Below are 25,385 nucleotides of genomic sequence, written 5' to 3'. Positions count from 1 at the left end.
CCTGCACCAATGCAATTTTTGCTATGAAAATCAAATGTAGACTGAAATGGCGCGCAGCCGCATGCTCTCGCGCACGCTAGCCGCATGGCCGCGCGCATGGCATCATGCGCGCAGAACATTCACTATGGTGACACATGGAGCAATTTCATTTCCTTGTAGGCGAATTCAAAAAGAATAGCCCATTTATTCCTGCCGCCGCCAGCGCGCAACTGTTTGCCTGGTTTGAGCAGGTGGGCGAGCGCGTCGATCGCTACGGCAGCAAGACCGGCAAGGTCGTCAAGTTTTCGCAGAAAAACTACGAGAAAACCCTGTTCGCACCTGATGCCGACAGCATCAGCCTGTATTCGCCTCGGGTCGTACCACCCGACGATATAGACGAGTGGGCGAACTGCGACGTTCTCGCCCTGTATTCAAATAGCTGTTCGCTGATGCTGGCTATCAACGCCAGCAAACTGTCGCTGGCACAGCTGTTTCAATGCGCAGAGGGCATATCTGGCTTGCTCGATCATTGCGATTATGTGTACGGCTACAGCGAAACGCTGGGCTATGGTACGGGTTACGCAGGCGGCTATCGGATAATCGATGAAGCCCATCCGTTTGTACCGGCCAGTTCCGATCCTGGCAATAATTGGGGCGCCATCAAGCGCAACGGGCTGCAGTATGAGCATATACGCGACGTGTATCCCATCAATATTTTCAGCCAGTCCAGGCTCGACGCGCTACCGCCGGAGCGTCAACAGGCATTGCGCAAGGCGATGCAGGCATATGGCAGCAGTAATACGCAAGACGGCAGGACGCACTGGATTTTAAGCGGCGAGGAAGAGGCGGCGGCCCGTAGTGACCTTCAAGCGCACGCCATGCTGGGTTCCTTGATCGACCGTTAACCCCATGAGCACGCATCCTCGCGCACGCATCCGGTAAGGGCCGCAACCTGTTGCCGCTTGCATTCTGAACCGGTAGCCCTAGACTGGTCCAAAGTGGACTTCGTGCGCGGCTGGTTCGATTCCCGCCGTCTCCACCACTGAATTCTTTAAAATCAAGTAGTTAGCAAGAAGAAGCCTGTCATTATTTGGGTTGTTTTTGGGCTGTTCTAGCCTAAGAATGACAACAAAATGACAGCTTTTTTTCTGCGTGCAAGCCTAACACACTGATCTGGCATCGGCACTTCAATCATGCCCCTGCGAGACAACGATGATGCAATAGCGTATCTCACTATGAATCTAGCCCACAGAACATAAAAGTTACGCTAGTTACGCTATTCTTTTCGTCGTTTCCTGTTCGACTTGAGTTCTCCAGGAGCATTCAAAACATCCCGGATCGACTTGAGTTCCTGAGGAGCATCTACACCCTTCCGGTTCAACTTAAGTCCCCTAGGAGCATCAACAACGTTCCGGATCGACTTGAGTACTCCAGTAACATCAAGGCTTTCCCCAATCGACTTGAGTCCCCTAGTAACATCAAGGTCGTGATATGTGTAGAGTATACGTTGCAGTACTCCCAAAATAACCTGCAACGCAACTGTCAAATCCAGATATAAATCGCGTACTCTGGAACCTATCACTATGTTTCATTCCACTTTCCAAGGGGAAACTTATTCCGTTTCAGGCAATGATGAGTAAAAAACAAATTGGATTAGTTGGTATTTTAAGCGCTACAACGAGTATCGGTGCTGCTTTTCTGGCGTATATGTATGCTGAATCGCTCCCTGACGTCCTAAAGGTACTGGCGGTCATCGCGGCGGGGCTTTTAACAGGTATCCTTCAAGGTATAGTTTTAGGAAGCTCCTGGCTCAAAACCATTGGCATCAGTGCATTCCTTGGTGCGTTGGTACTATGGACACCTGTCGTCCTTGTTACTTACGGATTCGCGGTGGTGGCACTTCCGCTACTTGCTGCTTTCGCAGCTATAATTTGGTTAGGGGGCAAACTAGGTGCCAGTATTGCAATAAAACTCAGGAGGCGGGTCGGTGGCGCCGACTTATAATGGCTACTGGTGTTGCTTGGCAGCGAAATCAGCCTCACTTTCCGGGGCGCGAGCGGGGCGCGAGGGTCAGGTCCGCTATTCGGACACGAACTGATGCGTCGGGTGCTGTGAAAGCTGGCTCAGTCGCAAACCTAATTAGAACCACGAACGCGCGCCCTCGGCGCGCGGGGCTGCCGCGCAGCGGCAGCGGTTGGAGGATTCGGGGCGGGCTGGGCCCGTAGGCCCAGCCCTTCGAATCTCACACGCAGGGCGCGAAGGCGCCCGGGCGCGGGGGTCAGGGCGCGGGGGTCAGGTCCGCTATTCGGACACGAACTGATGCGTCGGTTGCTGTGAAAGCTGGCTCAATCGCAAACCTAATTAGAACCACGAACGCGCGCCCTCGGCGCGCGAAGCTGCCGCGCAGCGGCAGCGGTTGGAGGATTCGGGGCGGGCTGGGCCGGTAGGCCCAGCCCTTCGAATCTCACACGCAGGGCGCGCAGGCGCCCTGCTCGCTTCCGCCAGGAAATAAAAAAAGCCGCCCAAGGGGGCGGCTCTTCTTTTTATTTCCTGGCGGAAGCGGTGAGATTCGAACTCACGAACAGTTTAACCCGTCGCTAGTTTTCAAGACTAGTGCCTTCAACCACTCGGCCACGCTTCCAGATGGCAGCATTATACATAAAGGTCACTGGCTTACCAATGGCTAGTACTGTCGTGACCTTACTCCCCCAACGGCAAGGGCTGGGGCAGACACCTACACGCCCCAGTTTTCCCGCAGCGCCCGCTCGAACTCCCTCGCCGGCAGCGGGCGCGAGAACAGGTAGCCTTGTACTTCGTCGCAGCCGGAACTCTTCAGGAAGGCCAGCTGTTCGGCCGTCTCCACGCCTTCCGCGATCACCTTGTGGTGCAGCTGCTGGGCGATGCTGATGATGGTGCTGGCGATGGCGCAGTCGCTGGCGTCGGTGGGGATGCCGGTGGTGAACGAACGGTCGATTTTCAGGGTATCGATGGGAAAGCGCTTCAAATAGGACAGACTCGAATAGCCGGTGCCGAAGTCGTCCAGCGACAGGGCCACGCCCAGGGCCGTGATGCGGTCCATGATGGCGATGACCCTCTCGATGTTGTGCATCAGGGTGCTTTCCGTGATTTCCAGTTCCAGCCAGGCCGCTTCCAGGCCGTAGCGGGCCAGGGTCGCCGCCACCCTGGCGGGCAAGGCTGCCGTGAATTCGCGCGCGGAAACGTTGACGGCCAGGCGGATCGGCGGCAGGCCAGCCAGCTTCCATGCTTGCGCCTGGGCGCAGGCCGCTTCCAGCACCCATTCGCCCACCTGCACCACCAGGCCCGTCGATTCGGCCAGGGGGATGAATTCGGCGGGCGGGATCATGCCGTGCTGCGGGTGATGCCAGCGCACCAGCGCTTCGGCGCCGATGATGCGCCCGCTGCCGAGCGCGTACTTCGGCTGGTAGTGCAGCAGCAGTTGCTGCTCCGACAGGGCCTGGCGCAAGCCTGTTTCCAGGCGCATGCGCGCCTGCATGCCCTGGTTCATGTCCTGGCTGTAGAAGGCCACGCTTTCCGCTTCGCCGCCGCTGTCCTGCTTGGCGCGGTACATGGCGATGTCGGCCAGGCGCAGCAGGGTTTCCGCATCCTGCCCGTCCTGCGGATACACGCTGATGCCGATGCTGGCGCCCACGCGCAGGTCGTGGTCCTCGATCAGGAACGGCTCCACCAGCGAGGCGAGGAGCTTTTGCGCCACCATGCTCGCTTCGAAATGCTGGCCGATGTCGAACAGGCCGACGGCGAACTCGTCGCCGCCCAGGCGGGCCACCAGGTCCTGGTCGCGCAATACTTGGCGGAAACGCAAGGAGACCTGGCGCAGCAGTTCGTCGCCGATGCGCCGGCCCAGGGTGTCGTTGATCAGCTTAAAACGGTTCAGGTCGATGAACAGCACGCAACCGAGCATCTTGCTGCGCTGCGCCACGCTGAGAGCCTGGTCGACCAGTTTGGCCAGCAAGGTACGGTTGGGCAGGCTGGTCAGCGGGTCGTAGTAGGCCAGGTGGTGCAGCCGCTCTTCGGCCAGCTTGCGTTCCGTGATGTCCGTCAGGTAGGCGATGAGTCCGATGGGCTTGTCGTCCAGGTCTTGCAGCGGCGACAAGGACAGGCTGGCCCAGAAGACCTCGCCCGACTTCTTTCGCCGGCGCACCTCCATCAGGCGCCCTCCCTGCTCCAGGAAGGCGTCGTGGAAACCCGTGTCTTCGTCGTCGTACAGGAACAGGATGTTGCGCCCCACGGCTTCCACCGAGGTGTAGCCGAACAGGCGCTCGGCGCCCTTGTTCCAGCTGGTGATGTAGCCCGTCAAGTCCATCGTCAGCACGGATTCGTGCAACTGGTCGAGGATTTGCGTCTGCTGCGCCAGCAAGGCTTCGACTTGCGCGTAGGCATGGGTCGAGCGTTGCGCCAGCGAATGCACCTGCAAGACGCCGGCCGTCAACGATGCCAGGCTGGCCAGGTGGCGGCGGTCGGCATTGTTATACAGCGGGCGGCCGGCCACGCTGTAATGGCCGAAGCAATGGCCGTCGAAGCTGACTTCCTGCAACAAGGCGGGCGTATCGCCGGGAAACGGCACGGCTGGCGCAGCGGCGTCCGTACTGGCCGCGGGCAGGAACTGGCCATGCGGGCTGGCCATCACGGTGCTGGCGATACGGCCCAGCTCAGCTACCAGCGCAGAGCCGCGCAAACGCACGACGGCGTCGCACAGGGCGGCGCTGTCAGCGAGGAAATCCGACACCGGAAACAGGGTCATGCTAGAGGTTCCGGCTGACCTGGATGGCCCATTGGTAGGCCTGCAGCAGGCTGCGCCAATAGGTTTCTCCATCGATGCCGGCGCGGCGCAAGCCGTCGGGCGGCGGCGTGGCGCTTTCGACCAGCGCCAGCAAGGTGCCCAGCTCGCCATTACGCTCGAGCAAGGCCGTGCTCACTTCGGGCGCCAGGTTCAGGGTGGCGATGATGTCTTCCATCGGCATGCCCAGCAGGACGTCGAGCAGGGAAAACACGCCTGCCATGAAGGCCAGGTCTTGCGCGTCGCGGTCGCCGCCGCGCAGCTGGCACAGCGCTTCCATCTGCGCCGCGCGCACGGCCGCCAGCGGCAGCAGCGCGTGGATCTTGCCGTCATCTTGCTGGCGCGCATACAGCAGCAGTTGCAACCAGCGCTGCAGCTGGCGCCGGCCCAGCAGGGTGATGGCCTGGCTGAAGCTGCTAATCGGCGCCGTGAAACCGAAGGCGGCGGAATTGACCAGTTTTAATAGATGATAGCTGAGCGATGGGTCTTGCTTGAGCGGCACTTCCAGCTCGTGCGCGTCGGCATCGCGGGCCAGCAGGCCCAGCAGCGCCAGCACGCGGCGGCGCGACGTGGCGTCTTCCGGCTCGCTTTGCTGGCGCGCATGCTGCAGGGCGTAATCGCCGGCAAACCAGCTCACGCCGAGTTCTTGCAATTCGGCAATCTGCCCCGCGTCAGCGATGTTGTAGGCCAGGTGCGGCCCCGGCAAGGGCAGCAGCTGATGCAGGGCCGGGCGGGCGCCGGCCGCGTCAAAGCTCAGCGCACGCGCATCGACCTGCGCCGCCGTCACGGGACCGGCCTCGGCGCCATCGAGCAGGATGCGGTAGCCGGCGTCGCGCCATTGCCGGCATTTTTTCTGCAGCGCTTTGTCGTCGGCAAGATGGGCAGGCAAACGGAAGATGGTGCGTTGCGGCGCCAGTTGCGCCAGCACGGCCTCGTCCACGCCATGCGGGTCGGCCAGGGGAATGATGCAGTCGAGCGGCGCCAGGAAGGCATACGCATCGGCGGCGGCCAGCGCCGCCAGCAGCGACGCCGTCGAGGCCTGCGGTACATGCAGGGTGACAGCGACCCACTCGTTATGAGCATTGGCTACTGCTTGTAATCCCACCAACGGAAACAGGTTTGATTCAGACGCTGACATCGGTATCTCAGTGTGGGTAGGGCGCCATAGTAAATAAACTGACCAGCATTGGCAACCCTGGCCCGACAGGGATGCCATTTCGACAGCGAGATTCATTCTATCCGAATCTCACCCATGAAACAGTTTAATTTTGGCAATAAATATTCAAAAAGAACATTCCCCCGCGAGACCCGCCTGGCATGCGGGTGCCGCCGCGCGCGCCTTCTCAGGCGCTGCCGCCCTGTGCATGCTCGACCGCATATTTGATCAATTCGGCCTGCCCTTCGATGCCGAGCTTGCGCTTGATGTTCAGCCGGTGCGTCTCCACCGTGCGCACGCTCAGGTCCAGCACGCGGGCGATCTGCTTGTTCGACTGGCCCGCCGCGATGTGCTGCAGCACTTGCTGCTCGCGCGTGGTGAGGAAGGAATCGTGGACTTGCGGGCGCGACAGCTGCCGCGCCAGCGCCGCACTGTAATAAATGCCGCCGGACATCACCGTCTCGATGGCAAACACAATATCTTTCCCTGGAGCATCTTTGAGTACATAGCCGCGCGCGCCCGCGGCGATGGCTTGCGACACGTATTCGAGCTTGTCGTGCATGGACAGGATCAGCACGGCAATCTGCGGGAACGCCTGCTTGAACAGCGCCGTCGCCTCGATGCCGTTCGTGCCGCGCATATTAATATCCATCAACACGAGGTCCACCTGGTGCGCGCGCGCCTGGGCCAGCGCTTCGTCGGCGCCGCCCGCCTCGGCCACCACGTCGAAATGCGCCACCGCTTCCAGGCGCGCGCGCAAGCCGTCGCGCACGAGGGGGTGGTCGTCCACCAGCAGGATGTTGATCTTCTCGGTCATGGTTGCGTATCTGTTCTTAGTGGGTGGATGAAAGGGCGAGCCGCGCCAGCACCACGGTGCCGGCCGGGGACGAGGTGATGTGCAGGCTGCCGCCGATGGCTTCCATGCGTTCCGTCATGTTGCGCAGGCCGATGCCGCGCTGCGGATGCAGGGCGATGCCGTCAAAGTCGAAGCCGCCGCCGTTATCCTGGATGCGCAATTCCACGGCCTTGCCCGCCTCGCGCAGGCTTACTTCCACGCCGCGGGCGTGGGCATGGCGCTCGCAATTGGTCAGCGCTTCCTGAGCGATACGGAACAGCACGGTATTGACCATGTCGGGCAAGCCCTCGCCCGCCGCCGCCGGACTGGCCGTGAAACTGGCTTGCGCGCTGCTGCTGTCGTTAAATTCATGCACCAGGTGGTCGAGCGCGGCGGCCAGGCCCAGGTCGTCGAGGATGGCCGGGCGCAGGTTGTGCGAAATGCGCCGCACCTCGCCCAGCACCTTGTTCAGCTGCTCGGCGGCACGCTCGAACGTGGCCGGCGCCTTGTCTTTCTGTTCCGCATTGCCGGCCAGACGCGCGATGCCCGCCTCGATCTGCAGCTTGATCGACACCAGCCACTGGCTGATGCCGTCATGCAAGTCACGCGACAGCCGCGCCCGCTCTTCCTCCTGCGATTCAACCACGCGCTGCGCCAGCACTTTCAGCTTGGCATCGGCCACGCGCAGTTCGCGCAAGTTCAGCACGAGGCCGCAGGCAGCCACCAGCAGGGAGCCGAGGATGGCGATGGCGGCGATCAACTCCATGGTCGAGCGGATATTGCGCGACTGCTGGGCGTCGACCTTGGCCAGCGCCTGGTCCACGTCGTCCATGTAAATACCGGTACCCATCATCCAGCCCCATTCCGGCATCAGGATCACATAGCCGAGCTTGGGCGCGGACTTGTTGGTCGACGGCTTGATCCAGTTGTAGCGCTCGAAACCGCCGCCGCTCTTCGCCCGCTGCATCAGGCGCTGGATGGTCAGATTGCCCTCGGCGTCGCGCAGCTCCCACAGATTCTGCCCCACCAGCTCGGGCTGGCGCGGATGCATCAGCGACTTGCCCTGCAAATCGTAGATGAAGAAATAGCCGTCGTCGCCATAGCTGAGGGCGGACAGGATGCGCTTGGCCTCCTCTTGCGTGGCGTCATCCTTGCGGCCAGAACCATATAACGAGGCGATGGAGTGGCTGGCCAGGGTCACGTAATGCTTGAGCTCGGCTTCCTTGCTGGCCAGGTACGCTTGCTGGATGGTGGCGCGCTGCTGCTCGGCCAGGGTAATCGCCTGGTGCCGCACGGCAAACGCAATGGCGCACAGGGCGAGGATCAGCGGCGTGATGGCCAGGAAGATGACTTTCTGTCTGAGTTTCATGGCCTTGCGCGCTCCGGCGGCGTCGATGCTGGTGGGAATGGGTGATTTTACGTCGCGGCGCGGCGATCGGTCTGCGTAGTAATACTGAGCGTTACTGCGTAGTGCTGCGCTTGCGGCAATTATACGATTCCTGAATACTTGCCATAAGCTGCAGATACACCAAAAGTAACATCCAAACTGGCGACGACCAGGCTCGGCAGCACACATCATCGCACGGCACAGCGCCCGTCAATCTCTGGAGGAAGCATGAACCGCATTTTCAAACAGCTCGGCTGGGCAGCGCTTGCGCTGGCAGGCGCCGGGTCCCTGGGCGTTGTCGCCCTGCAACGTGGCGAACCGATCAGCGCGATCTGGATCGTCATCGCCGCCGTCTGCGTCTATCTGATCGCCTACCGTTTCTACAGCCTGTTCATCGCCGACAAGGTGCTGGGCCTCGATGCACGCCGCATGACGCCCGCGTTCAAGCACAACGATGGCCTCGACCACGTGCCGACCAACAAATATGTGCTGTTCGGCCACCATTTCGCGGCGATTGCCGGCGCCGGCCCCCTGGTCGGGCCCGTGCTGGCCGCGCAGATGGGCTATCTGCCCGGCATGCTGTGGATTTTGGCGGGCGTCGTGTTTGCCGGCGCCGTGCAGGATTTCATCGTGCTGTTCATTTCCATGCGCCGCGATGGCCGTTCCTTGGGCGACCTGATCAAGGCTGAACTGGGCGAAATTCCCGGCATGATCGCTCTGCTCGGCTGCTTCATGATCATGGTCATCATCCTGGCCGTGCTGGCACTGATCGTCGTCAAGGCTCTGACGGGCTCGCCTTGGGGCAGCTTCACCGTGATGGCGACGATTCCCATCGCCCTGTTCATGGGCGTGTACTCGCGCTTCATCCGCGTGGGCCGCATCGGCGAAATCTCCATCATCGGCTTTGTCTTGCTGATGCTGGCCATCATCGGCGGCCAGTACGTGCAGGAACATGCCGTTCTCGGCCCGATGTTCACGTTCACGGGCACGGAACTGACGTGGATGCTGATCGGCTACGGCTTCATCGCTTCCGTCCTGCCCGTGTGGCTGCTGCTGGCGCCGCGCGACTACCTGTCGACTTTCCTGAAAATCGGCACGATTCTGGGCCTGGCCATCGGCATCATCGTCGTCGCGCCTTACCTGAAAATGCCGGCCATGACCAAGTTCATCGACGGCTCCGGCCCCGTCTGGTCGGGCAATCTGTTCCCCTTCCTGTTCATCACGATCGCCTGCGGCGCCGTTTCCGGCTTCCACGCGCTGATTTCCTCGGGCACCACGCCGAAGATGATTGAAAACGAAAGCCACGCCCGCTTCATCGGCTACGGCGCCATGCTGATGGAATCGTTCGTGGCCATCATGGCCCTGGTGGCCGCCTCGACCATCGAGCCGGGCATCTATTTCGCCATGAACAGCCCGGCCGCCCTGATCGGCACCACGGCGGAGTCCGCCGCCCAGGCGATTTCGCAGTGGGGCTTCTATGTCACGCCGGAAATGCTGACGCAAACGGCCAAGGACGTTGGCGAGCACAGCATCATTTCGCGCGCGGGCGGCGCACCGACCCTGGCCGTGGGCATGGCGCAGATCCTGTCCGGCGCCATCGGCGGCAAGGCCATGATGGCCTTCTGGTACCACTTCGCCATCCTGTTCGAAGCGCTGTTCATCCTGACGGCCGTCGATGCGGGCACACGTGCCGGCCGCTTCATGCTGCAAGACTTGCTGGGCAGCTTCGTGCCAGCGCTGAAACAGACGGAAAACGTCATCGCCAACCTGCTGGCCACGGGCCTGTGCGTGGCGGCCTGGGGCTACTTCCTGTACCAGGGCGTGGTCGATCCATTGGGCGGCATCAACACCCTGTGGCCGCTGTTCGGCATCGCCAACCAGATGCTGGCGGCGATTGCACTGATCCTCGGCACCTGCGTGCTGTTCAAGATGAAACGTGGCCAGTATGCATGGGTCACCATCACGCCGACGATCTGGCTGCTGCTGTGCACATTGACGGCGGGCTGGCAAAAGATTTTCGACGCCAACCCGCGCGTCGGTTTCCTCGCGCATGCGAAGAAATACTCGGCGGCCCTCGATGAAGGCACCCTGCTGGCGCCGGCCAAGTCGGTGGCGCAGATGCAGCAGATCATCTTCAACGATTACCTCGACGCCGGCCTGGCCGCCTTCTTCGTCATCGTCGTGATCAGCGTGCTGTTCTTCGGCATCCGCACCATCATGAAGGCGCGCGCCGACAGCAAACCGAGCACCAAGGAAACGCCGTTCCAGGCCATGCCCACGGTGCAATGATGATAGATGAAATCATCAAGGCTGGACGGTATCTGGGGCAAAGCATGCGGCTCATGTGCGGCTTGCCCGAGTACGACACCTATGTGGCGCACCGGGAAGTGACCCATCCCGGCGAGCCGATGATGACGTATGAAGAGTTTTTCCGCGAGCGGCAGGAAGCCCGTTACGGCGGGGCGGGAAAACGTGGAGGTTGTTGTTAATAGTATGGTCAGTCCCTTCGGGATCGGCATGTGCCCCATTGGGACACATGCCCCCTCCTGGGTCTGACCCCGGCCTTTCAGGGGTTTAATTGCATCCCCAAAAGCAAATACCGGGGTCAGTTGCGTAGGTCGGATTAGCTCGTAGAGCGTAATCCGACAACATCGTTGGCGCGGCCGGTGGTGGTGTCGGATACGCGCGGCTTTGCCGCGCTAATCCGACCTATGTGCTGCCCTCCGTTGTTTCATCTCTTATAAGTTCCCCTCCCCTCTCCTCCATTAGACCCACATCAATATAGGGATGTGTCTTCGCGTCTATATTTTTCCAATAGGAAATTAAAAAACAGTCAACAGGCCGACCGGAGAAGCGCCACAACCATGTTCAATTTCCAACGCTCCAGCATCAGCCAGAAGCTGACCATGATTTCGGTATTGTCGTCGGGCTGCGCGCTGCTGCTGGTGTTCGTGGCGTTTGCGCTGACTTCCGTGCTCAACCACAAGAACGATGAAGGCAAGCAACTGCTGTCGCTGGCGGGCGTGATCGGCGCGGCCAGCGCGGCGCCCATGCAGCTGGGCAAGCCGGCGCAGGCGCAGGCGGAACAGGTGCTGGCGGCACTGTCCGCGCGCGACGAGGTGGCCCAGGCGGCCCTGTTCGACAAGGGCGGGCGCCTGTTCGCCCTGTACCGCGCGCCGCAGCATGCGGACGGCCTGGCAGCGCCGGAAGACATGGACCCGGCCCTGCTGGCCGACATGGCCGTGCAGCCCGTCACGCAAGGCTCGGGCACGACCCTGGCGCCCGCCATGCGCTTGTACCGCCCCGTCTACCGGCCAGGCGAGCCGCAACAGATCATCGGCGCCGTGCTGATCGAGGCGGACCTGAACCACATGTGGCGCGACATCGGCCGCCACGTGGGCGCCATCGGCGGCGCCACCGTGCTGTCCTTCCTGATCGCCGTGTTCCTCGCGCGGCGTTTCAAGAGCGTGATCGCCGAACCGATCACCAAGCTGATCGATACGGCGCAAAAAGTGTCGAGCAGCCAGACCTACAGCCACCGCATTGCGCACCAGCGCAGCGACGAGCTGGGCGTGCTGATCGACAGTTTCAACGACATGCTGGCGCAGATCGACAGCCGCGACAGCACCCTGGCCAATTACCGCGACCAGCTCGAGCGCCAGGTGGGCGTGCGCACGGCGCAGCTGGAAAAGGCCAAGGATGCGGCCGAGGCGGCCAGCCAGGCGAAGAGCGCGTTTCTCGCCACCATGAGCCATGAAATCCGCACGCCGATGAACGGCGTGCTGGGCATGACGGAATTGCTGCTGGCCAGCCCTTTGAGCCCGCAGCAGCGCCACTACACGAGCATGGTGCAGCGCTCGGGGCAGAATCTGCTGGTGATCATCAACGACATCCTCGACTTTTCCAAGATCGAGGCAGGCAAGCTGAGCGTGGAATACATCCGCTTCAATTTCCGCGAATTGCTCGACGACATAGAACACGTGTTCGCGCCGCAGGCGGAAGCGAAGAATATCAGCCTGGAATTCGACATCGCCTACGACATTCCGATCGCCATCTGCGGCGACCCGAACCGTTTGCGCCAGATCATCGTCAATCTGCTGGGCAACGCCATCAAGTTTACGGAAACGGGCAAGGTCACCGTGAAGGTGACCGTGTGCAGCGAAGACGCGCCCAGCGTGGGCTTGCGCTTCGAGGTACACGACACGGGCATCGGCGTATCAAACGAGGCGCAGACGCGCATCTTCGAATCGTTCTCGCAGGCGGACGGCTCGACCACGCGCAAGCACGGCGGCACGGGCCTTGGGTTGACGATCTCGAAACAGCTGGTGGAACTGATGGGCGGCACTATCGGCGTTGATAATGCTTTAACGCAAGGCTCGATCTTCTGGTTCGAAGTAAATTTCGATAAGCGGCGAGTCGACAGCGACGACCCCTCCTTCAACCTGAAAACCACGCGAGGGTTACGCGCCTTGATCGTCGACCACACACCCGCCACGCGCGCCGTGCTGGAGCGGCAACTGGCCAGCTGGCACATCGTCAGCGACAGCGCCGGCACGGCCAGCGACTGCCTGACCAAGCTGCGCGCGGCGGCCCAGGCGGGCACGCCATATGGCGTGGCGCTGCTCGACATGGAATTGCCGCGCACCAGCGGCCTGGCCCTGGCCGCCACCATCAAGAGCGACCCGCTGCTGGCCGACCTCAAATTACTGCTGCTGAGCACGGAACAGGCGGCGGCCGACCCCGTGCAGCGGCGCGAGGCGGGCGTGGCCTTCCAGCTGATCAAGCCGGCCCGCGAATGCGACCTGTTCGACTGCATCGTCACGCCGCCGCGCGCCAGCGATAGCCTGCGCATCCATCCGCCGCATGCGGCGCGGCAGGTGAGCCGGCGCCAGCGCCGCCGCGTGCTGCTGGCCGAAGATAACCCCGTCAACGTGGAAGTGGCGCTGGCCATGCTCGACAGCCTGGGTCTGGACGTGGTCTGCGCGCGCAACGGCGAAGAAGCCCTGCAGGCGGCGCAGGCCGAGGATTTCGATCTGATCCTGATGGATTGCCAGATGCCCGTGATGGACGGCTTTGCCGCCACGGCGGAAATCCGCCGCCACGAACAGCAGTGCGGCCACGCGCGCGTGCTGCCCATCGTCGCCATCACGGCCAATGCGCTGCAGGGCGACCGCGAAGCATGCCTGGCGGCCGGCATGGACGATTACCTGAGTAAACCGTTCACGCAGCAGGACCTGGGCCACACGATCGCGCGCTGGATCACCCTGCCGCGCGCCGCCACCGTGCACCACAGCGAAGCGCCGGAGCCGCAGACGCCGCAAGAAGCGCCGCCCGAGGTGACGCCGCCATCCGCCGCCACGGCATCGGTCCAGCCGCTGAACCGGCAAGCGCTGGAAAACATCCGCGCCCTGTCGCACGCCGACGGCGATGCGCTGCTGGAACGGGTCATCCAGGCCTTTACCGGCGAGACGCCGCGCCAGTTGAGCGCCATGCGCGAAGCGATCGCCGGCGCGGACGCGGAAGCGCTGCGCAAGGTGGCGCACAGCCTCAAATCAGGCAGCGCCAACGTGGGCGCCGACGGCCTGGCGCAGCTGTGCAAGGAGATGGAAAAACTGGGCCGCGCCGGCAGCACCGAGGGCGCGGCTCCCCTGCTGCTGCAGATGCAGCAAGCCTTCCTGACCGTACGCGAATCGCTGAACGCCATCCTCGTGAAGGAACACTGACATGACAGCGCCCCTCTCCCCTCCCCGCGGCCTGGTGCTGGTGGCCGACGACGATCCCGTGATGCGCTTGCTGATGCGGCAAATGCTCACGCAGGTGGGCCTGGACGTGATCGAGGCCGAAGACGGCGTGCAGGCGCTGGCCAGCTACAAGCACAGCGGTCCGGACCTCGTCATGCTCGACGTCGACATGCCCGCCATGGACGGCTTTGCCGTGTGCCGCGAAATCCGCCACCAGGAAGTGGGCGGCACGGTGCCCGTCATCATGGTCACGGGCGGCGACGAACTGGAAGCCGTCACGCGCGCCTACGAGGTGGGCGCCACCGATTTCATTTCCAAACCCATCAACTGGCCCATCCTCGGGCACCGCGTGCTGTACGTGCTGCGCGCCAGCGACGCCATCGCCCGTCTGCGCATCGCCGACGCGCACAACCGCGCCGTGCTGGCCGCCATCCCCGACACCTTCTTCCGTCTCAACCGCGAAGGCTTTTATCTCGACTACGAACAGGGCCACGACGCCAGCGCCGGCTTTTCCATCAGCAACTGCGTGGGCAGCCATATCCGCGACGTGCTGCCGCCCGAAATCGCCGCGCGCCTGCTGGACAAGGCGCACGCCGTGCTGACCACGCAGCACATCGGCTCGGTCGACTACACGCTCACGCACGAGGACAGCACGCGCCACTTCGAGGCGCGCCTGGTGGCGACGGGGGCCGACGAGGTGCTGGGCCTGGTGCGCGACATCAGCGAGCGCAAGCGCACGGAAGAGCAGATCCGCCGCCTCGCCTATTGCGACAGCCTGACGGGCATCCCCAACCGCCAGGCCTTCCTGGAAACCCTGGAACGGGAACTGCTGCGTTCGAAGGAGCACGACAAGAAATTTGCCGTGCTGTTCATGGACCTGGACGCCTTCAAGCGCATCAACGACACCCTGGGCCACGACGTGGGCGACCATTTGCTCAAGGTGGTGTCCGAGCGCCTGCGCGAAACCATCCGCCCCAGCGACCTGGTGCTGCGCGCCGAACACGAGTTCGAGGCGTCCTCCGGCGGCAGCAACCTGGCACGCCTGGGCGGCGACGAATTCACGATCCTGATCCCCGACCTGGAGCGGGTGGAAGACGCGCTGAACGTGGCGCACCGGGTCAAGGAAGCCATGCGCCGGCCCTTCATGATCGAGGGGCACGAGATTTTCGTCACGGCCAGCATCGGCATCTCGCTGTATCCGGAAGATGGCGAGGACTGCAACTCGCTGCTCAAATATGCGGACACGGCCATGTATCACGCGAAGAACTGCGGCAAGAACAACGCCAAGCTGTACAGCTCCTCGCTGACGATGGAAATCATGAGCCACGTCAAGATGGAAGTGGGCTTGCGCAAAGCCTTGCAAAACAACGAACTGTATTTGCTGTACCAGCCGCAGATCGACGTGCCCAGCACGCAGATCGTGGGCGTGGAAGCGCTGGTGCGGTGGCGCCATCCGGAGCGGGGCATCATCTCGCCCACGGAATTCATCCCGCTGGCCGAAGAGACGGGACTGATCGTGCCCATCGGCGAATGGGTGCTGCGCACGGCCTGCAACCAGGCCAAGGCCTGGCAAAGCCATGGCGGGCGCGCCATCCGCATGGCCGTCAACCTGTCGGCCAAACAATTCAAGGATGAAAACCTGATGCAGATCGTGCTCTCGGCACTGGCCGACACGGGCCTCGATGCGCGCCTGCTGGAACTGGAATTGACGGAAGGTACCCTGATGGACGATGCGCGCGCCACCATGGTGACCCTGGAGCAATTGCGCGGCATCGGCGTCTACTTGTCCATCGACGACTTCGGCACGGGATATTCGTCGATGAATTATCTGAAGCGCTTCGACGTGCGGGCTTTAAAAATCGACAAGAGTTTTATCGCCGGCTTGCCGCAGGATACGGAAAATGCCGCCATCACGCGCGCCATCATCGCCATGGCGCATGGCTTGAAAATGGTGGTGGTGGCCGAGGGCGTGGAAACGGACGAGCAACTGCTGATGCTGGAAGAATACGGCTGCGACATGGCCCAGGGATACTTTTTAGGCCACCCGTCGCCGCACGACACGATCACGGCCATGCTGGCCAGGCAGGCGGGCCAACTGGCCAGTCTGGAAACTAGAGCACTTCGAAGGCAAGGATTTGCGTGACTTGCTGCGGATTGAAATTGTCGTCGGAAATCACCACCAGGCTGCGGCGGCCGTTTTCCAGGCGCGGCCCCCAGCTGATGCCTTCGATATTGTCGACCCGGGGCAAGCCGGTCTTTTCCAGGTCCAGCAGCAATCGCTTGCGCGCCGGCACATAAGCCGCGCCCGCCAGGGCCGGGATGGCCTGGATATCGGTGGCGCCATCCGTCTCCATTTCGTAGATGCGCACGTGATTCGTGTACAGGCCGTTCGCGTTGGCCACGCCGGCCCGCTCCACCACGAGCACCTGATGGCCGTTCACGGCGAGGATTTCCGACACGCCATTGTCCGCCTCGCGCCCCGGCGCGGGCCGCGACGCCACGGGCTCAATCGGATACGCATACTGGCCCAGCACCTTGCCGGCGCGGTCCAGGCGCGTGATGCGCACCACGGAGCCGTTGTCGGGCGTGGCCAGCGGGCCGTCCTGGTACAGGGCCGCTTCCATGCCCAGCCACAAGCTCTTGCCATCGCTGGCAAACGACAGCGCTTCAAACGTCATGTTGTTGCGCGAGCCGATTTCTTCCTTCGAGACATTGAACATGGCGGGCGTGGGCAAGGTGGCCAGGAATTTTCCATCGCGGTCCGCGTGGCGCACGAACGGGTGCAGGCCCACCTTGCGGTTGCCTTCGCTGCCGTACCACAGGCTGCCGTCCCGCGGATCGACGCGGATGGTTTCGATGTCGGGCACCTGGTCGCCCCGGTCCAGCTTTGCATGGGCCAGGTTCGGGTAGCGGCTGCCATCGGGCTGCGTGAAGAAATGCACGCTGTTTAAGGTCACGCCAGAGAACGCCTTGCTGTCGTAATTCAAGGCAGCACGGTAGAAGCGGGCCGGATTGATTTCCGAGCGGTCATCGCTTTCCATCACCCAAGTATTGCTCGCCGCATCGTAGTCGATGCCCGACAAGCCGCCCACCGTGGTGCCCTCGAACGCGTACTTAAGCGCGATGCGCTGCTCGCCGATCAGGCGCAGGCCGGTAATCGGCGCGTCGTGGGGAAAGCTGGCGCAGGCGGAGAGGAGGATAGTGCTGGATGCCAGGACAAGCGCGGTACGGAAAATTCGATGCATGACAGGTATCAGTGAGTTGCGTAGGTCGGCTTAGCGCGAAGCGCGTAAGCCGACAACATTGTTGGCTTCGAAATTCAGGGGTCAGACCCGCCGGGTCTGACCCCAGCTTTAATTCTGTCGGCTAAGAATGAATCACACCACCCCATCGGCCTTCAGTTGCGCGATGGCGGCGGCGTCATAGCCGAGCGACGCCAGCACCTCGTCGTTATGCTGGCCCAGGGTCGGTCCCAGCCATTGCGTCTTGCCCGGCGTCGCCGACAGTTTCGGGCTGATGGCGGGCAGTTTCACAGGGGTACCGTCGGCGAAATGGTGCTGTTCGAACATGTCGCGGGCGAGAAATTGCGGATCGCTCATCATGTCGCGCACCGAGTAAATCTTCCCGGCCGGTACGTCGGCGGCCTTCAGCACGGCCAGCGCGCTGGCTATCGTGTGCGTGGCGCACCAGGCGCCGATGGCGTCGTCGATTTCCTGCGTGCGCGCCACCCGGCCGTCGTTGCGCGCCAGTTGCGGGTCGCCCGCCATGTCGATGCGGCCCATGGCCAGCATCAGGCGCTTGAAGATGGCGTCGCCGTTGCCCGCAATCACGATGTTTTCGCCGTCGCCCGTCGTGTAGGTATTCGAGGGCACGATGCCGGGCAGCGAGCCGCCCGTGCGCTCGCGCACCACGCCCGCCTGGTCGTATTCGGGCACCAGCGACTCCATCAGGTTGAACACGGATTCATATAGGGCCACGTCGACCATCTGCCCTTCCCCGCCGTCCCGCCCGCCCGTCACGTCGCGGTGGCGCAAGGCCATCATGGCGCCGATCACGCCGTGCAGGGCCGCCACCGAGTCGCCGATCGACACGCCGACCCGCACGGGCGGACGGTCGGCAAAGCCGGACACATAGCGCAAGCCGCCCATCGATTCGCCGATGGCGCCGAAACCGGGCAGATCCTTCATCGGTCCCGTCTGGCCAAAGCCGGACAGGCGCACCATAATGAGCGAAGGCTTGTCTTTCTTCAGTTGTTCGTATCCCAAGTCCCACTTTTCCAGCACGCCGGGGCGGTAGTTCTCAATGATGATGTCCGCTTCCAGGGCCAGCTGGCGCGCGATGGCCCGGCCCTCGGGCGTCTTCAGGTTCAGCGTTAAACTTTTCTTGTTGCGCGCCTGCACCGACCACCACAGCGAGGTGCCGTCCTTCAGCACGCGCCAGGTACGGATGGGGTCGCCGCCATCGGGCGACTCGATCTTGATCACGTCGGCGCCGAATTCGGCCAGCATGCGGGCGCAGAACGGCCCCGCGATCAGGGTGCCCAGTTCCAGCACTTTAATGCCTTGCAATGGACCAGTGGTCGCGGAGGATTCTGTCATGTTGTGCTCAGGTTGCCCTGCGGTCGAGCATCGCGCGGGCAATCGTGCCCGCATCGACGTATTCCAGTTCGCCACCCACGGGCACGCCGCGGGCCAGGCGGCTCACGCGCAAGCCCCGCGCCTTCAGCATTTCGCTGATGTAATGGGCCGTCGCTTCGCCTTCATTCGTGAAATTGGTGGCCAGCACCACTTCATTCACTACGCCATCGTTGGCGCGGTTCAGCAATTTTTCGAGGTGGATATCTTTCGGGCCGATGCCGTCCAGCGGAGAGAGCCGCCCCATGAGGACGAAATACAGGCCCTTGTAGGTGAGCGTCTGCTCGATCATCAGCTGGTCGGCGGGCGTTTCCACCACGCACAGCAAGCGCTTGTCGCGCTCTTCGTCGAGACAGGTCTCGCACACTTCATGTTCGGTAAAGGTGTTGCACAGGCCGCAGTGATGCACGGCATCGACGGCCTGGAACAAGGCGCGCGACAGCATGGCCGCGCCTTCCCTGTCGTGCTGCAACAAATGAAACGCCATCCGCTGCGCCGACTTGGGGCCGACGCCGGGCAGGCGCCGCAGCGCCTCGGTCAGGAATTCAAGCGACTTGGACATGGATCAACCTTGCCCTGTGCCACAGATCGAGCGCATGCGGCTGTGCATCAGAATGGCATTTTGAAGCCGGCTGGCAAGTTCATGCCGCCGGTCAAGCCTGCCATTTTTTCCGCGGACGTCGCTTCCGCCTTGCGCACGGCGTCGTTGAAGGCGGCAGCCACCAGGTCTTCCAGCATGTCCTTGTCGTCGGCCAGCAGCGACGGGTCGATGGACACGCGCTTGACGTCGTTCTTGCACGTCATGACGATTTTCACGAGGCCGGCGCCGGACTGGCCTTCCACTTCCACCAGCGCCAGTTGTTCCTGGGCCTTTTTCATGTTGTCTTGCATTGCTTGCGCCTGCTTCATCAGGCCAGCCAGTTGATTTTTCATCATAAGAATGCTCCGTTAATTCAGTTTGTGAGTGTGTTAATCATCAATGCAGGGTCGGCGCGGCGGAGCCGGCCGGTGCAGGGGTAATCGTTCCCGGCACGACAAAAGCGTCGAATGCACGCTTCATGTCGAGCACGAAGGGATCGCTGGCGATGGTTGCTTCCGCGGCAAGCTGACACGCCTCGCGGTGGGCCTGCGCTTCCGCGCTGGCCGTGTACCAGACGGCGCCCAGTTCCGTATCGACATTGACCTTGCGGCCGAAGCGCTCGCTCAGCGCGGCCGCCAGTTTTTCCACGTTGGCCGGGCTGCGCCACGTGTCGATCGGCACGCGCAGGCGGAACGTGGTGCTGTGGCCGTCGTGCAGGCATTCGATCAGCTCGGCCTGCACGGCCAGCTGCTGGGCCACGCCGCGCAGCGGCAGCACGGCGGCCACGGCCGGCCAGTTGCCGTCCCAGTCCAGGCCGGGAACGGGCGTGATCACATACGGCCCGCTGGGCGCGGCTTGCTTGGCGGCACGCTGCGGCATGACGACGGCCGGTTGCTCGCTGCCCTGCGCGGCGGGCGCCGACACGGCGGCCGAGGCGCTGTCGTCGGAAAATTCGGTGACCCACGGCGGCAAGTCGTCATCGGCTTGCTGCTGTGGCGGCGGCGCGGCGGGACGTGCCTGCTGCACGGGCGCAAGCGCGGGCGCTTCCATCACGGCCACTGGCGGAGCATCGTCCCACGGCGCCGGCGCTTGCGCGGCGGCCGGCGGCGGTGCTGCCTGGACGGGTGCTGCCGGGGCTGGCGTAGCGACTACGGCGGCCGGTGCGGGAGCGGCCGGCTTGGGCGCCGACGATGGCGCCGACGGTGCGCTGCCCGGACGGCCTTTCGAGGCGGCACGGGCCGCTTCCAGCGCCGCATTGATGGCGGCGCGGGCGGAACTGATCGGGGCGCCCGATGCTGCCGGGGCAGCCGCAGGAACAGGAGCGGCGGGCGCCGGCGCCGCTGGTACGGCTGCCGGGGCTGCTGCAGGTGCGGGTGCGGGTGCGGGTGCGGGTGCGGGTGCCGCTGCGCGTGGCGGCGGCGCTTCGCTGCGGGCCATGCTGGCGGCGGCTGCGGCCACAACGGCGGGCGGTGTCACGGCGGCATGGCTGGCCACGCTGTTCGTGGCGGCGCGGGCGGCCGGTGCGGATGCGCCAGCGGCGGCGCGCGCGGCGGCCACGGCGGCGGGACGATTGCCAGGAGCCGACGCAGGTGCGGCAGCCGGCACGCCTTCGGCGCCGCCTATGCCGGGCCGAAAGGCCAGCATGCGCAGCAAGGTCATGGTAAAGCCTGCGTATTCATCGGGCGCCAGGCCCAGTTCATTGCGGCCATGCACGGCGATCTGGTAAAACAGCTGCACTTCTTCCGCGTCAAACGCGGCGGCCAAACGCACGATGTCCGCGTATTCGGGCAAATCCTGCGGCAAGGCGGCGGGCACGGTTTGCGCCAGCGCAATGCGGTGCAGCAAGGTGCCCAGGTCTTGCAGGGCGCCGTTATACGACAGGCTGCGCGAGGCCATCTCGTCGGCCACGGCCAGCAAGTCGGCGCCATCCTGCTGCGCCAGCGCGTCGAGCAGGCGCACCAGGTACGATTGGTCGAGCGCGCCCAGCATGCCTTGCACGGCGTCGAGCGTGACTTCGCCGGCCGCATACGCGATGGCCTGGTCCGTCAAGGACAGCGCATCGCGCATGGAACCGTGGGCGCCCTGGGCCAGCAGGCGCAAGGCCGGCTGTTCGAAGGCGATGCCTTCCTGCCCCAGGATATTGTCCAGGTGGCTGATGATGTGGCCGGGCGGCATCTGCTTGAGGTTGAACTGCAGGCAGCGCGACAGCACGGTCACGGGTATCTTTTGCGGGTCCGTCGTGGCCAGGATGAACTTGACGTGCTCGGGCGGCTCTTCCAGCGTCTTCAGCATGGAATTGAAGGCGTGATTGGTCAGCATGTGCACCTCATCGATCATATAGACCTTGAAGCGCGCATTGCTGGGCGCGTAGACCGCCTGCTCCAGCAGTTGCGCCATTTCATCGACGCCGCGGTTCGACGCCGCATCCATCTCTATATAGTCGACAAAGCGTCCCGCATCGATCGCCGTGCACGCTTCGCAGACGCCGCAAGGCTGGGCCGTGATGCCGCCCGTGCCGTCGGGGCCGATGCAATTGAGCGATTTGGCCAGGATGCGCGACAGGGTCGTCTTGCCGACGCCGCGCGTGCCCGTGAACAGGTAGGCGTGATGCAAGCGGCCGCTGTGCAAGGCATGCGTGAGCGCGCGCACGACGTGCTCCTGGCCGACGAGCGTCTCGAAATTCTTGGGGCGGTATTTACGGGCGAGGACTTGATAGGACATGCTGAGATTTTACCATGCGATTTTGCGGGTGATCCTGCGCGGCGGGCGCAAGCCTCATGGCCGGGCCAGGCAAACCTGGCAAACGCGGCAAAGCAGCAATTGTATAACATGGCCAGCTGGAAATATGGAAAACACGGCAAGCCCGGCAATGTCGCGACCCAGCAAGAAAATGGCGCCGCAAAAGCAAAAAAGCTGCCCATGGCAGCTTGATTGTTGATCCTGATAAAACATTCCCGAAGGAGGCGAGCCTGATCTGCGGCACTCATGGTTAATAGCCGTGGCTGCTTCGTTCCCGACCTGACCAGGTTAGCCATGCCACGATGCGCAGGGGCCCGCCGGGGACAATTATAACCGGTCTGCGCCAGATTGGGAAATTGCCGTGTCAATGCTGTGTGCGTCGGCGCAGGTCGGCGCAGGTCGGCGTAGGTCGGCGTAGGTCGGCTTAGGCCGCAGGCCGTAAGCCGACACTGCTAAGTACGCGGCCGACACTGCCGAGCCACAACGTCGGGTTACGCGCCAGCGCTAACCCGACCTAGCCCGACCTACCCAATACCTACAAACCCAGCTCTTGCCAGATGCCATCCACCTTGGCCTTCACTTCCGGCGTCATGGCGATCGTCGTGCCCCACTCGCGCGTCGTTTCGCCCGGCCATTTATTTGTCGCATCGATGCCCATCTTGCTGCCCAGGCCACTGACGGGCGAGGCGAAGTCCAGGTAATCGATGGGCGTATTGTCGACCAGGGTGGTGTCGCGAATCGGGTCGACCCGCGTGGTGATGGCCCAGATGACTTCTTTCCAGTCGCGGATATTCACGTCTTCGTCGACGACGACGATGAACTTGGTATACATGAACTGGCGCAAAAAGCTCCATACACCGAACATCACGCGCTTGGCGTGGCCCGCGTACTGTTTCTTGATCTGCACCACGGCCATGCGGTAGCTGCAGCCTTCGGGCGGCAGATAGAAATCCGTGATTTCGCTGAACTGCTTTTGCAGCAGCGGCACGAACACTTCGTTCAGGGCCAGGCCCAGCACGGCCGGCTCGTCCGGCGGTTTGCCTGTATACGTGGAGTGGTAGATCGGGTCGCGGCGCATCGTGATGCGGTCGATCGTGAACACAGGGAAACTGTCCTGCTCATTATAGTAGCCCGTGTGGTCGCCATACGGCCCTTCCAGCGCGTGCTCGTAGCCGCTCGGATGGTTTTCGTCCGGGTAGATATGGCCTTCGAGCACGATTTCGGCCGAGGCGGGCACGCGCAGCTCGCTGCCGATGGCTTTCACCAGCTCCGTGCGGCTGCCGCGCAGCAAGCCGGCGAACTGGTATTCGGACAGGCTGTCCGGCACCGGCGTGACGGCCCCTAATATAGTAGCGGGATCGGCACCGAGGGCGACGGCGATCGGATACGGCTTGCCCTTGCTCTGGATCGCATGCTCGCGGAAGTCCAGCGCCCCGCCCCGGTGCGCCAGCCAGCGCATGATGACCTTGTTGCGTCCCAGCACTTGCTGGCGGTAGATGCCCAGGTTTTGCCGCTTCTTGTTCGGGCCCTTGGTGATCACCAGGCCCCAGGTGATCAGGGGAGCGACGTCGCCGGGCCAGCAATGCTGGATCGGCAGGCGCGCCAGGTCGACGTCATTGCCCTCCCAGACGATTTCCTGGCATTTGGCGCCGCGCAATTCCTTCGGCGACATGTCCCACACGGATTTCACCAAGGAACCCAGGCCCAGCAGATCCTTGAAATCCTTCGGCGGTTCCGGTTCCTTCAGGCGCGCCAGCACATGGCCGATCTTGCGCAATTCGCTGACGTCTTCCGCGCCCATGCCCAGTGCCACGCGGCGCGTGGTGCCGAACAGATTGCCCAGCACCGGCATGTCGTATCCCGTCGGATTGTTGAACAGCAAGGCCGGTCCGCCCGCGCGCAGGGTGCGGTCGCACACTTCCGTCATCTCTAAAATCGGTGAAATGGGGGTCGAAATGGGCTTAAGTTCACCCATTTGTTGCAGTTGAGAAATAAAATCTCGTAAATCTGAATATTTCATGTGTTTTTAATTTTTTTTGACGTCGGACGCCGTTGCTGAAGGATCTATGCCAAGTAATTGATTTTATTGGCTTTTGGCACAATGCAAGTCAAAAAATAAGACATAAAAGTAATAAAGAAACGATTCGTTAGTATTGACTTGATATAAAACGGCTTCTACAATTCGCCCAACTTGAAAGAGCACGCCGGCCCAGAGCTTGATTTTAGCGTTTCTCTTTCATTCACGGAGTCGGGGCTCCACATGACATTTTAAGGAGTGTTTTCAAAAGGCGTCTGCCTTACCCCCGGTAAAAGTTGTATTGCGACTGATCCAATACCAGCATGGGACCGATCAGCTCAAGCAAGCAATGACGGCGTTTCTCGCACGCATCCATACGCGGCGGAAACGATGATATTTCTGATGCACGGCATTGGCAGTACCCACAACACCGCGACACCGCGGAGGGACTGCCTGTTGACGCGACATTTCGGGGAACTCTATGACTCATCGTAGCACTGAAGCAGCATTGCCTGCTTCAACCGTGGCTGGCCAGCCAGCGTTGGCGCGTTTGCGCGCCCGCGCACAAGCCATTTCGGCACGTGGTGTTTTGACCACCGCGCAACACACACTGACAGTCTTCGGCATTTCCGCCCTGGCACTGATCGCCCTGCTGATGTTCCGCCCGGACCTGGGCAAGCAACTGACGCACAGCCTGTTCCCGCTGCCGATGACAGAAGCGCAAGCCGTCGAAGCGCCGGCCCTGTCGGCACTGATGGAAGCGCCTGCATCCGTGCAAACGGCCGCCGCCAGCGAAGCACCTTTGACCAAGGAAGAAAAAGCCTTGCTGGGCACGCAAAAGCAGCAGCAATGGGTCACCAACTGGCTCTCCAAGCGCTATCGCGTGGCCAACGACGCGACCAATATGCTCGTCTCGACGGCCTACCTGACGGCCCGCGAAATCAAACTGGACCCGCTGCTGATCCTGGCCGTGATGGCCATCGAATCGGGTTTGAACCCGTTCGCGGAAAGCCCCGTCGGCGCGCAAGGCTTGATGCAAGTCATGTCGAAAGTGCACCATGAGCGCTTCCAGGAAATGGGCGGCGTGCAGGCAGCGCTGAATCCCGTCGCCAACATCCGCGTCGGCTCCCTGATTCTGAAAGACTACGTCACGCGTGGCGGTTCCGTCGAAGCGGGCTTGAAAACCTATGTAGGCGCCGCCAACTTCGCCACCGACTCGGGCTACGGCTCGCGCGTGCTGGCCGAATACCGCCGCCTGAAACAAGTATCGGCCGGCCAGCGCGTGCCGACCACGACGCCAGTGATGGCATCGAACACGCCGGCGCCAGCCAAGGCGCCTGCAGCGGAAAGCGGCAACATTACCATCAAGATTGCACCGCACAACGAGATCGCCGGCCTGTGACCCTTTAAAAGCCCTCACAGGGGCATCCGAAAAGCAGCATCCAATGAAAAAGCCACCGCACGCAAGTGCCGGTGGCTTTTTTATTGCCCTGCGGCATCA

17 protein-coding genes, 1 tRNA gene and 1 other RNA gene are annotated in these 25,385 nt (G+C 62.6%); 7 read left to right on the top strand and 12 right to left on the bottom strand.

Annotated features, from left to right (window positions below; genetic code table 11):
- The first annotated feature begins 134 nt into the window (after positions 1 to 134).
- On the top strand, positions 135 to 884 hold the full coding sequence (locus AC1RBA_RS17950; RefSeq protein ID WP_409026877.1) for a hypothetical protein: 750 nt from the start codon (positions 135 to 137) through the stop codon (positions 882 to 884).
- 727 nt (positions 885 to 1,611) lie between these two features.
- Positions 1,612 to 1,983, top strand: a complete 372-nt coding sequence (locus tag AC1RBA_RS17945) for a hypothetical protein (protein ID WP_409026878.1) — start codon at positions 1,612 to 1,614, stop codon at positions 1,981 to 1,983.
- 547 nt (positions 1,984 to 2,530) lie between these two features.
- On the opposite strand, the gene AC1RBA_RS17940 is transcribed toward AC1RBA_RS17945, so the two are convergent.
- From AC1RBA_RS17940 to AC1RBA_RS17920, 5 genes are all read right to left on the bottom strand, one after another.
- Positions 2,531 to 2,620, bottom strand: a tRNA-Ser gene (locus AC1RBA_RS17940).
- A 93-nt stretch (positions 2,621 to 2,713) separates the two neighbouring features.
- Positions 2,714 to 4,759: a putative bifunctional diguanylate cyclase/phosphodiesterase gene (locus AC1RBA_RS17935; RefSeq protein WP_492419411.1), complete on the bottom strand. Its 2,046-nt coding sequence runs from the start codon at positions 4,757 to 4,759 to the stop codon at positions 2,714 to 2,716.
- Position 4,760: 1 nt separating this feature from the next.
- Positions 4,761 to 5,933, bottom strand: a complete 1,173-nt coding sequence (locus AC1RBA_RS17930; protein WP_492419409.1) for an EAL and HDOD domain-containing protein — start codon at positions 5,931 to 5,933, stop codon at positions 4,761 to 4,763.
- A 205-nt stretch (positions 5,934 to 6,138) separates the two neighbouring features.
- Positions 6,139 to 6,768, bottom strand: a complete 630-nt coding sequence (locus AC1RBA_RS17925) for a response regulator transcription factor (RefSeq protein ID WP_070224853.1) — start codon at positions 6,766 to 6,768, stop codon at positions 6,139 to 6,141.
- Positions 6,769 to 6,784: 16 nt separating this feature from the next.
- Positions 6,785 to 8,155 carry a cache domain-containing protein gene (locus tag AC1RBA_RS17920; protein WP_070224852.1) on the bottom strand — a complete coding sequence of 457 codons (1,371 nt, stop codon included), beginning with the start codon at positions 8,153 to 8,155 and terminating at the stop codon, positions 6,785 to 6,787.
- Between the two features lie 246 nt (positions 8,156 to 8,401).
- On the opposite strand from AC1RBA_RS17920, the gene AC1RBA_RS17915 reads away from it, so the two are divergent.
- The 4 genes from AC1RBA_RS17915 (at position 8,402) to AC1RBA_RS17900 (ending at position 16,057) form a co-directional block, all read left to right on the top strand.
- Positions 8,402 to 10,462, top strand: coding sequence for a carbon starvation CstA family protein (locus AC1RBA_RS17915; protein ID WP_070224851.1), 2,061 nt, complete (start codon positions 8,402 to 8,404; stop codon positions 10,460 to 10,462).
- Complete coding sequence (locus AC1RBA_RS17910; RefSeq protein WP_010396213.1) at positions 10,462 to 10,662, top strand: YbdD/YjiX family protein; 201 nt, start codon at positions 10,462 to 10,464, stop codon at positions 10,660 to 10,662. The genes AC1RBA_RS17915 and AC1RBA_RS17910 overlap by 1 nt, the downstream gene beginning before the upstream one ends.
- A gap of 375 nt (positions 10,663 to 11,037) precedes the next feature.
- On the top strand, positions 11,038 to 13,896 hold the full coding sequence (locus AC1RBA_RS17905) for a hybrid sensor histidine kinase/response regulator (RefSeq protein WP_492419407.1): 2,859 nt from the start codon (positions 11,038 to 11,040) through the stop codon (positions 13,894 to 13,896).
- Between the two features lies 1 nt (position 13,897).
- Entirely contained in the window at positions 13,898 to 16,057 is a 2,160-nt protein-coding gene (locus AC1RBA_RS17900; protein ID WP_492419405.1) for a putative bifunctional diguanylate cyclase/phosphodiesterase, read from the top strand.
- On the opposite strand, the gene AC1RBA_RS17895 is transcribed toward AC1RBA_RS17900, so the two are convergent.
- The 7 genes from AC1RBA_RS17895 to ubiD form a co-directional block, all read right to left on the bottom strand.
- Complete coding sequence (locus AC1RBA_RS17895) at positions 16,026 to 17,159, bottom strand: esterase-like activity of phytase family protein (RefSeq protein ID WP_492419403.1); 1,134 nt, start codon at positions 17,157 to 17,159, stop codon at positions 16,026 to 16,028. The genes AC1RBA_RS17900 and AC1RBA_RS17895 overlap by 32 nt on opposite strands.
- Positions 17,160 to 17,291: 132 nt before the next feature.
- On the bottom strand, positions 17,292 to 18,512 hold the full coding sequence (locus tag AC1RBA_RS17890) for a CaiB/BaiF CoA transferase family protein (RefSeq protein WP_492419401.1): 1,221 nt from the start codon (positions 18,510 to 18,512) through the stop codon (positions 17,292 to 17,294).
- A gap of 7 nt (positions 18,513 to 18,519) precedes the next feature.
- The gene (gene recR, locus AC1RBA_RS17885) at positions 18,520 to 19,110 is read right to left on the bottom strand and encodes a recombination mediator RecR (RefSeq protein WP_076570564.1); all 591 of its coding nucleotides are present in this window, start codon (positions 19,108 to 19,110) and stop codon (positions 18,520 to 18,522) included.
- Positions 19,111 to 19,157: 47 nt separating this feature from the next.
- Complete coding sequence (locus AC1RBA_RS17880) at positions 19,158 to 19,484, bottom strand: YbaB/EbfC family nucleoid-associated protein (RefSeq protein ID WP_034759121.1); 327 nt, start codon at positions 19,482 to 19,484, stop codon at positions 19,158 to 19,160.
- 40 nt (positions 19,485 to 19,524) lie between these two features.
- Positions 19,525 to 21,849 (bottom strand): DNA polymerase III subunit gamma/tau, encoded by a 2,325-nt coding sequence (dnaX, locus tag AC1RBA_RS17875; protein ID WP_492419398.1) that lies wholly within the window; start codon positions 21,847 to 21,849, stop codon positions 19,525 to 19,527.
- A 238-nt stretch (positions 21,850 to 22,087) separates the two neighbouring features.
- Positions 22,088 to 22,186, bottom strand: an RNA gene (gene ffs, locus AC1RBA_RS17870) — signal recognition particle sRNA small type.
- A gap of 216 nt (positions 22,187 to 22,402) precedes the next feature.
- A complete protein-coding gene (gene ubiD / locus AC1RBA_RS17865; protein ID WP_071650179.1) occupies positions 22,403 to 23,887 on the bottom strand; it encodes a 4-hydroxy-3-polyprenylbenzoate decarboxylase in 1,485 nt (494 codons plus the stop codon).
- Positions 23,888 to 24,365: 478 nt separating this feature from the next.
- Between ubiD and AC1RBA_RS17860 the strand changes: the two genes are divergently transcribed.
- A complete protein-coding gene (locus tag AC1RBA_RS17860; RefSeq protein ID WP_162995589.1) occupies positions 24,366 to 25,286 on the top strand; it encodes a transglycosylase SLT domain-containing protein in 921 nt (306 codons plus the stop codon).
- Positions 25,287 to 25,385 lie beyond the last annotated feature (99 nt).

This window comes from Janthinobacterium sp. GW823-FHT03B06 (assembly GCF_058796955.1).
This window is presented reverse-complemented; position numbering and strand designations above follow the sequence as displayed.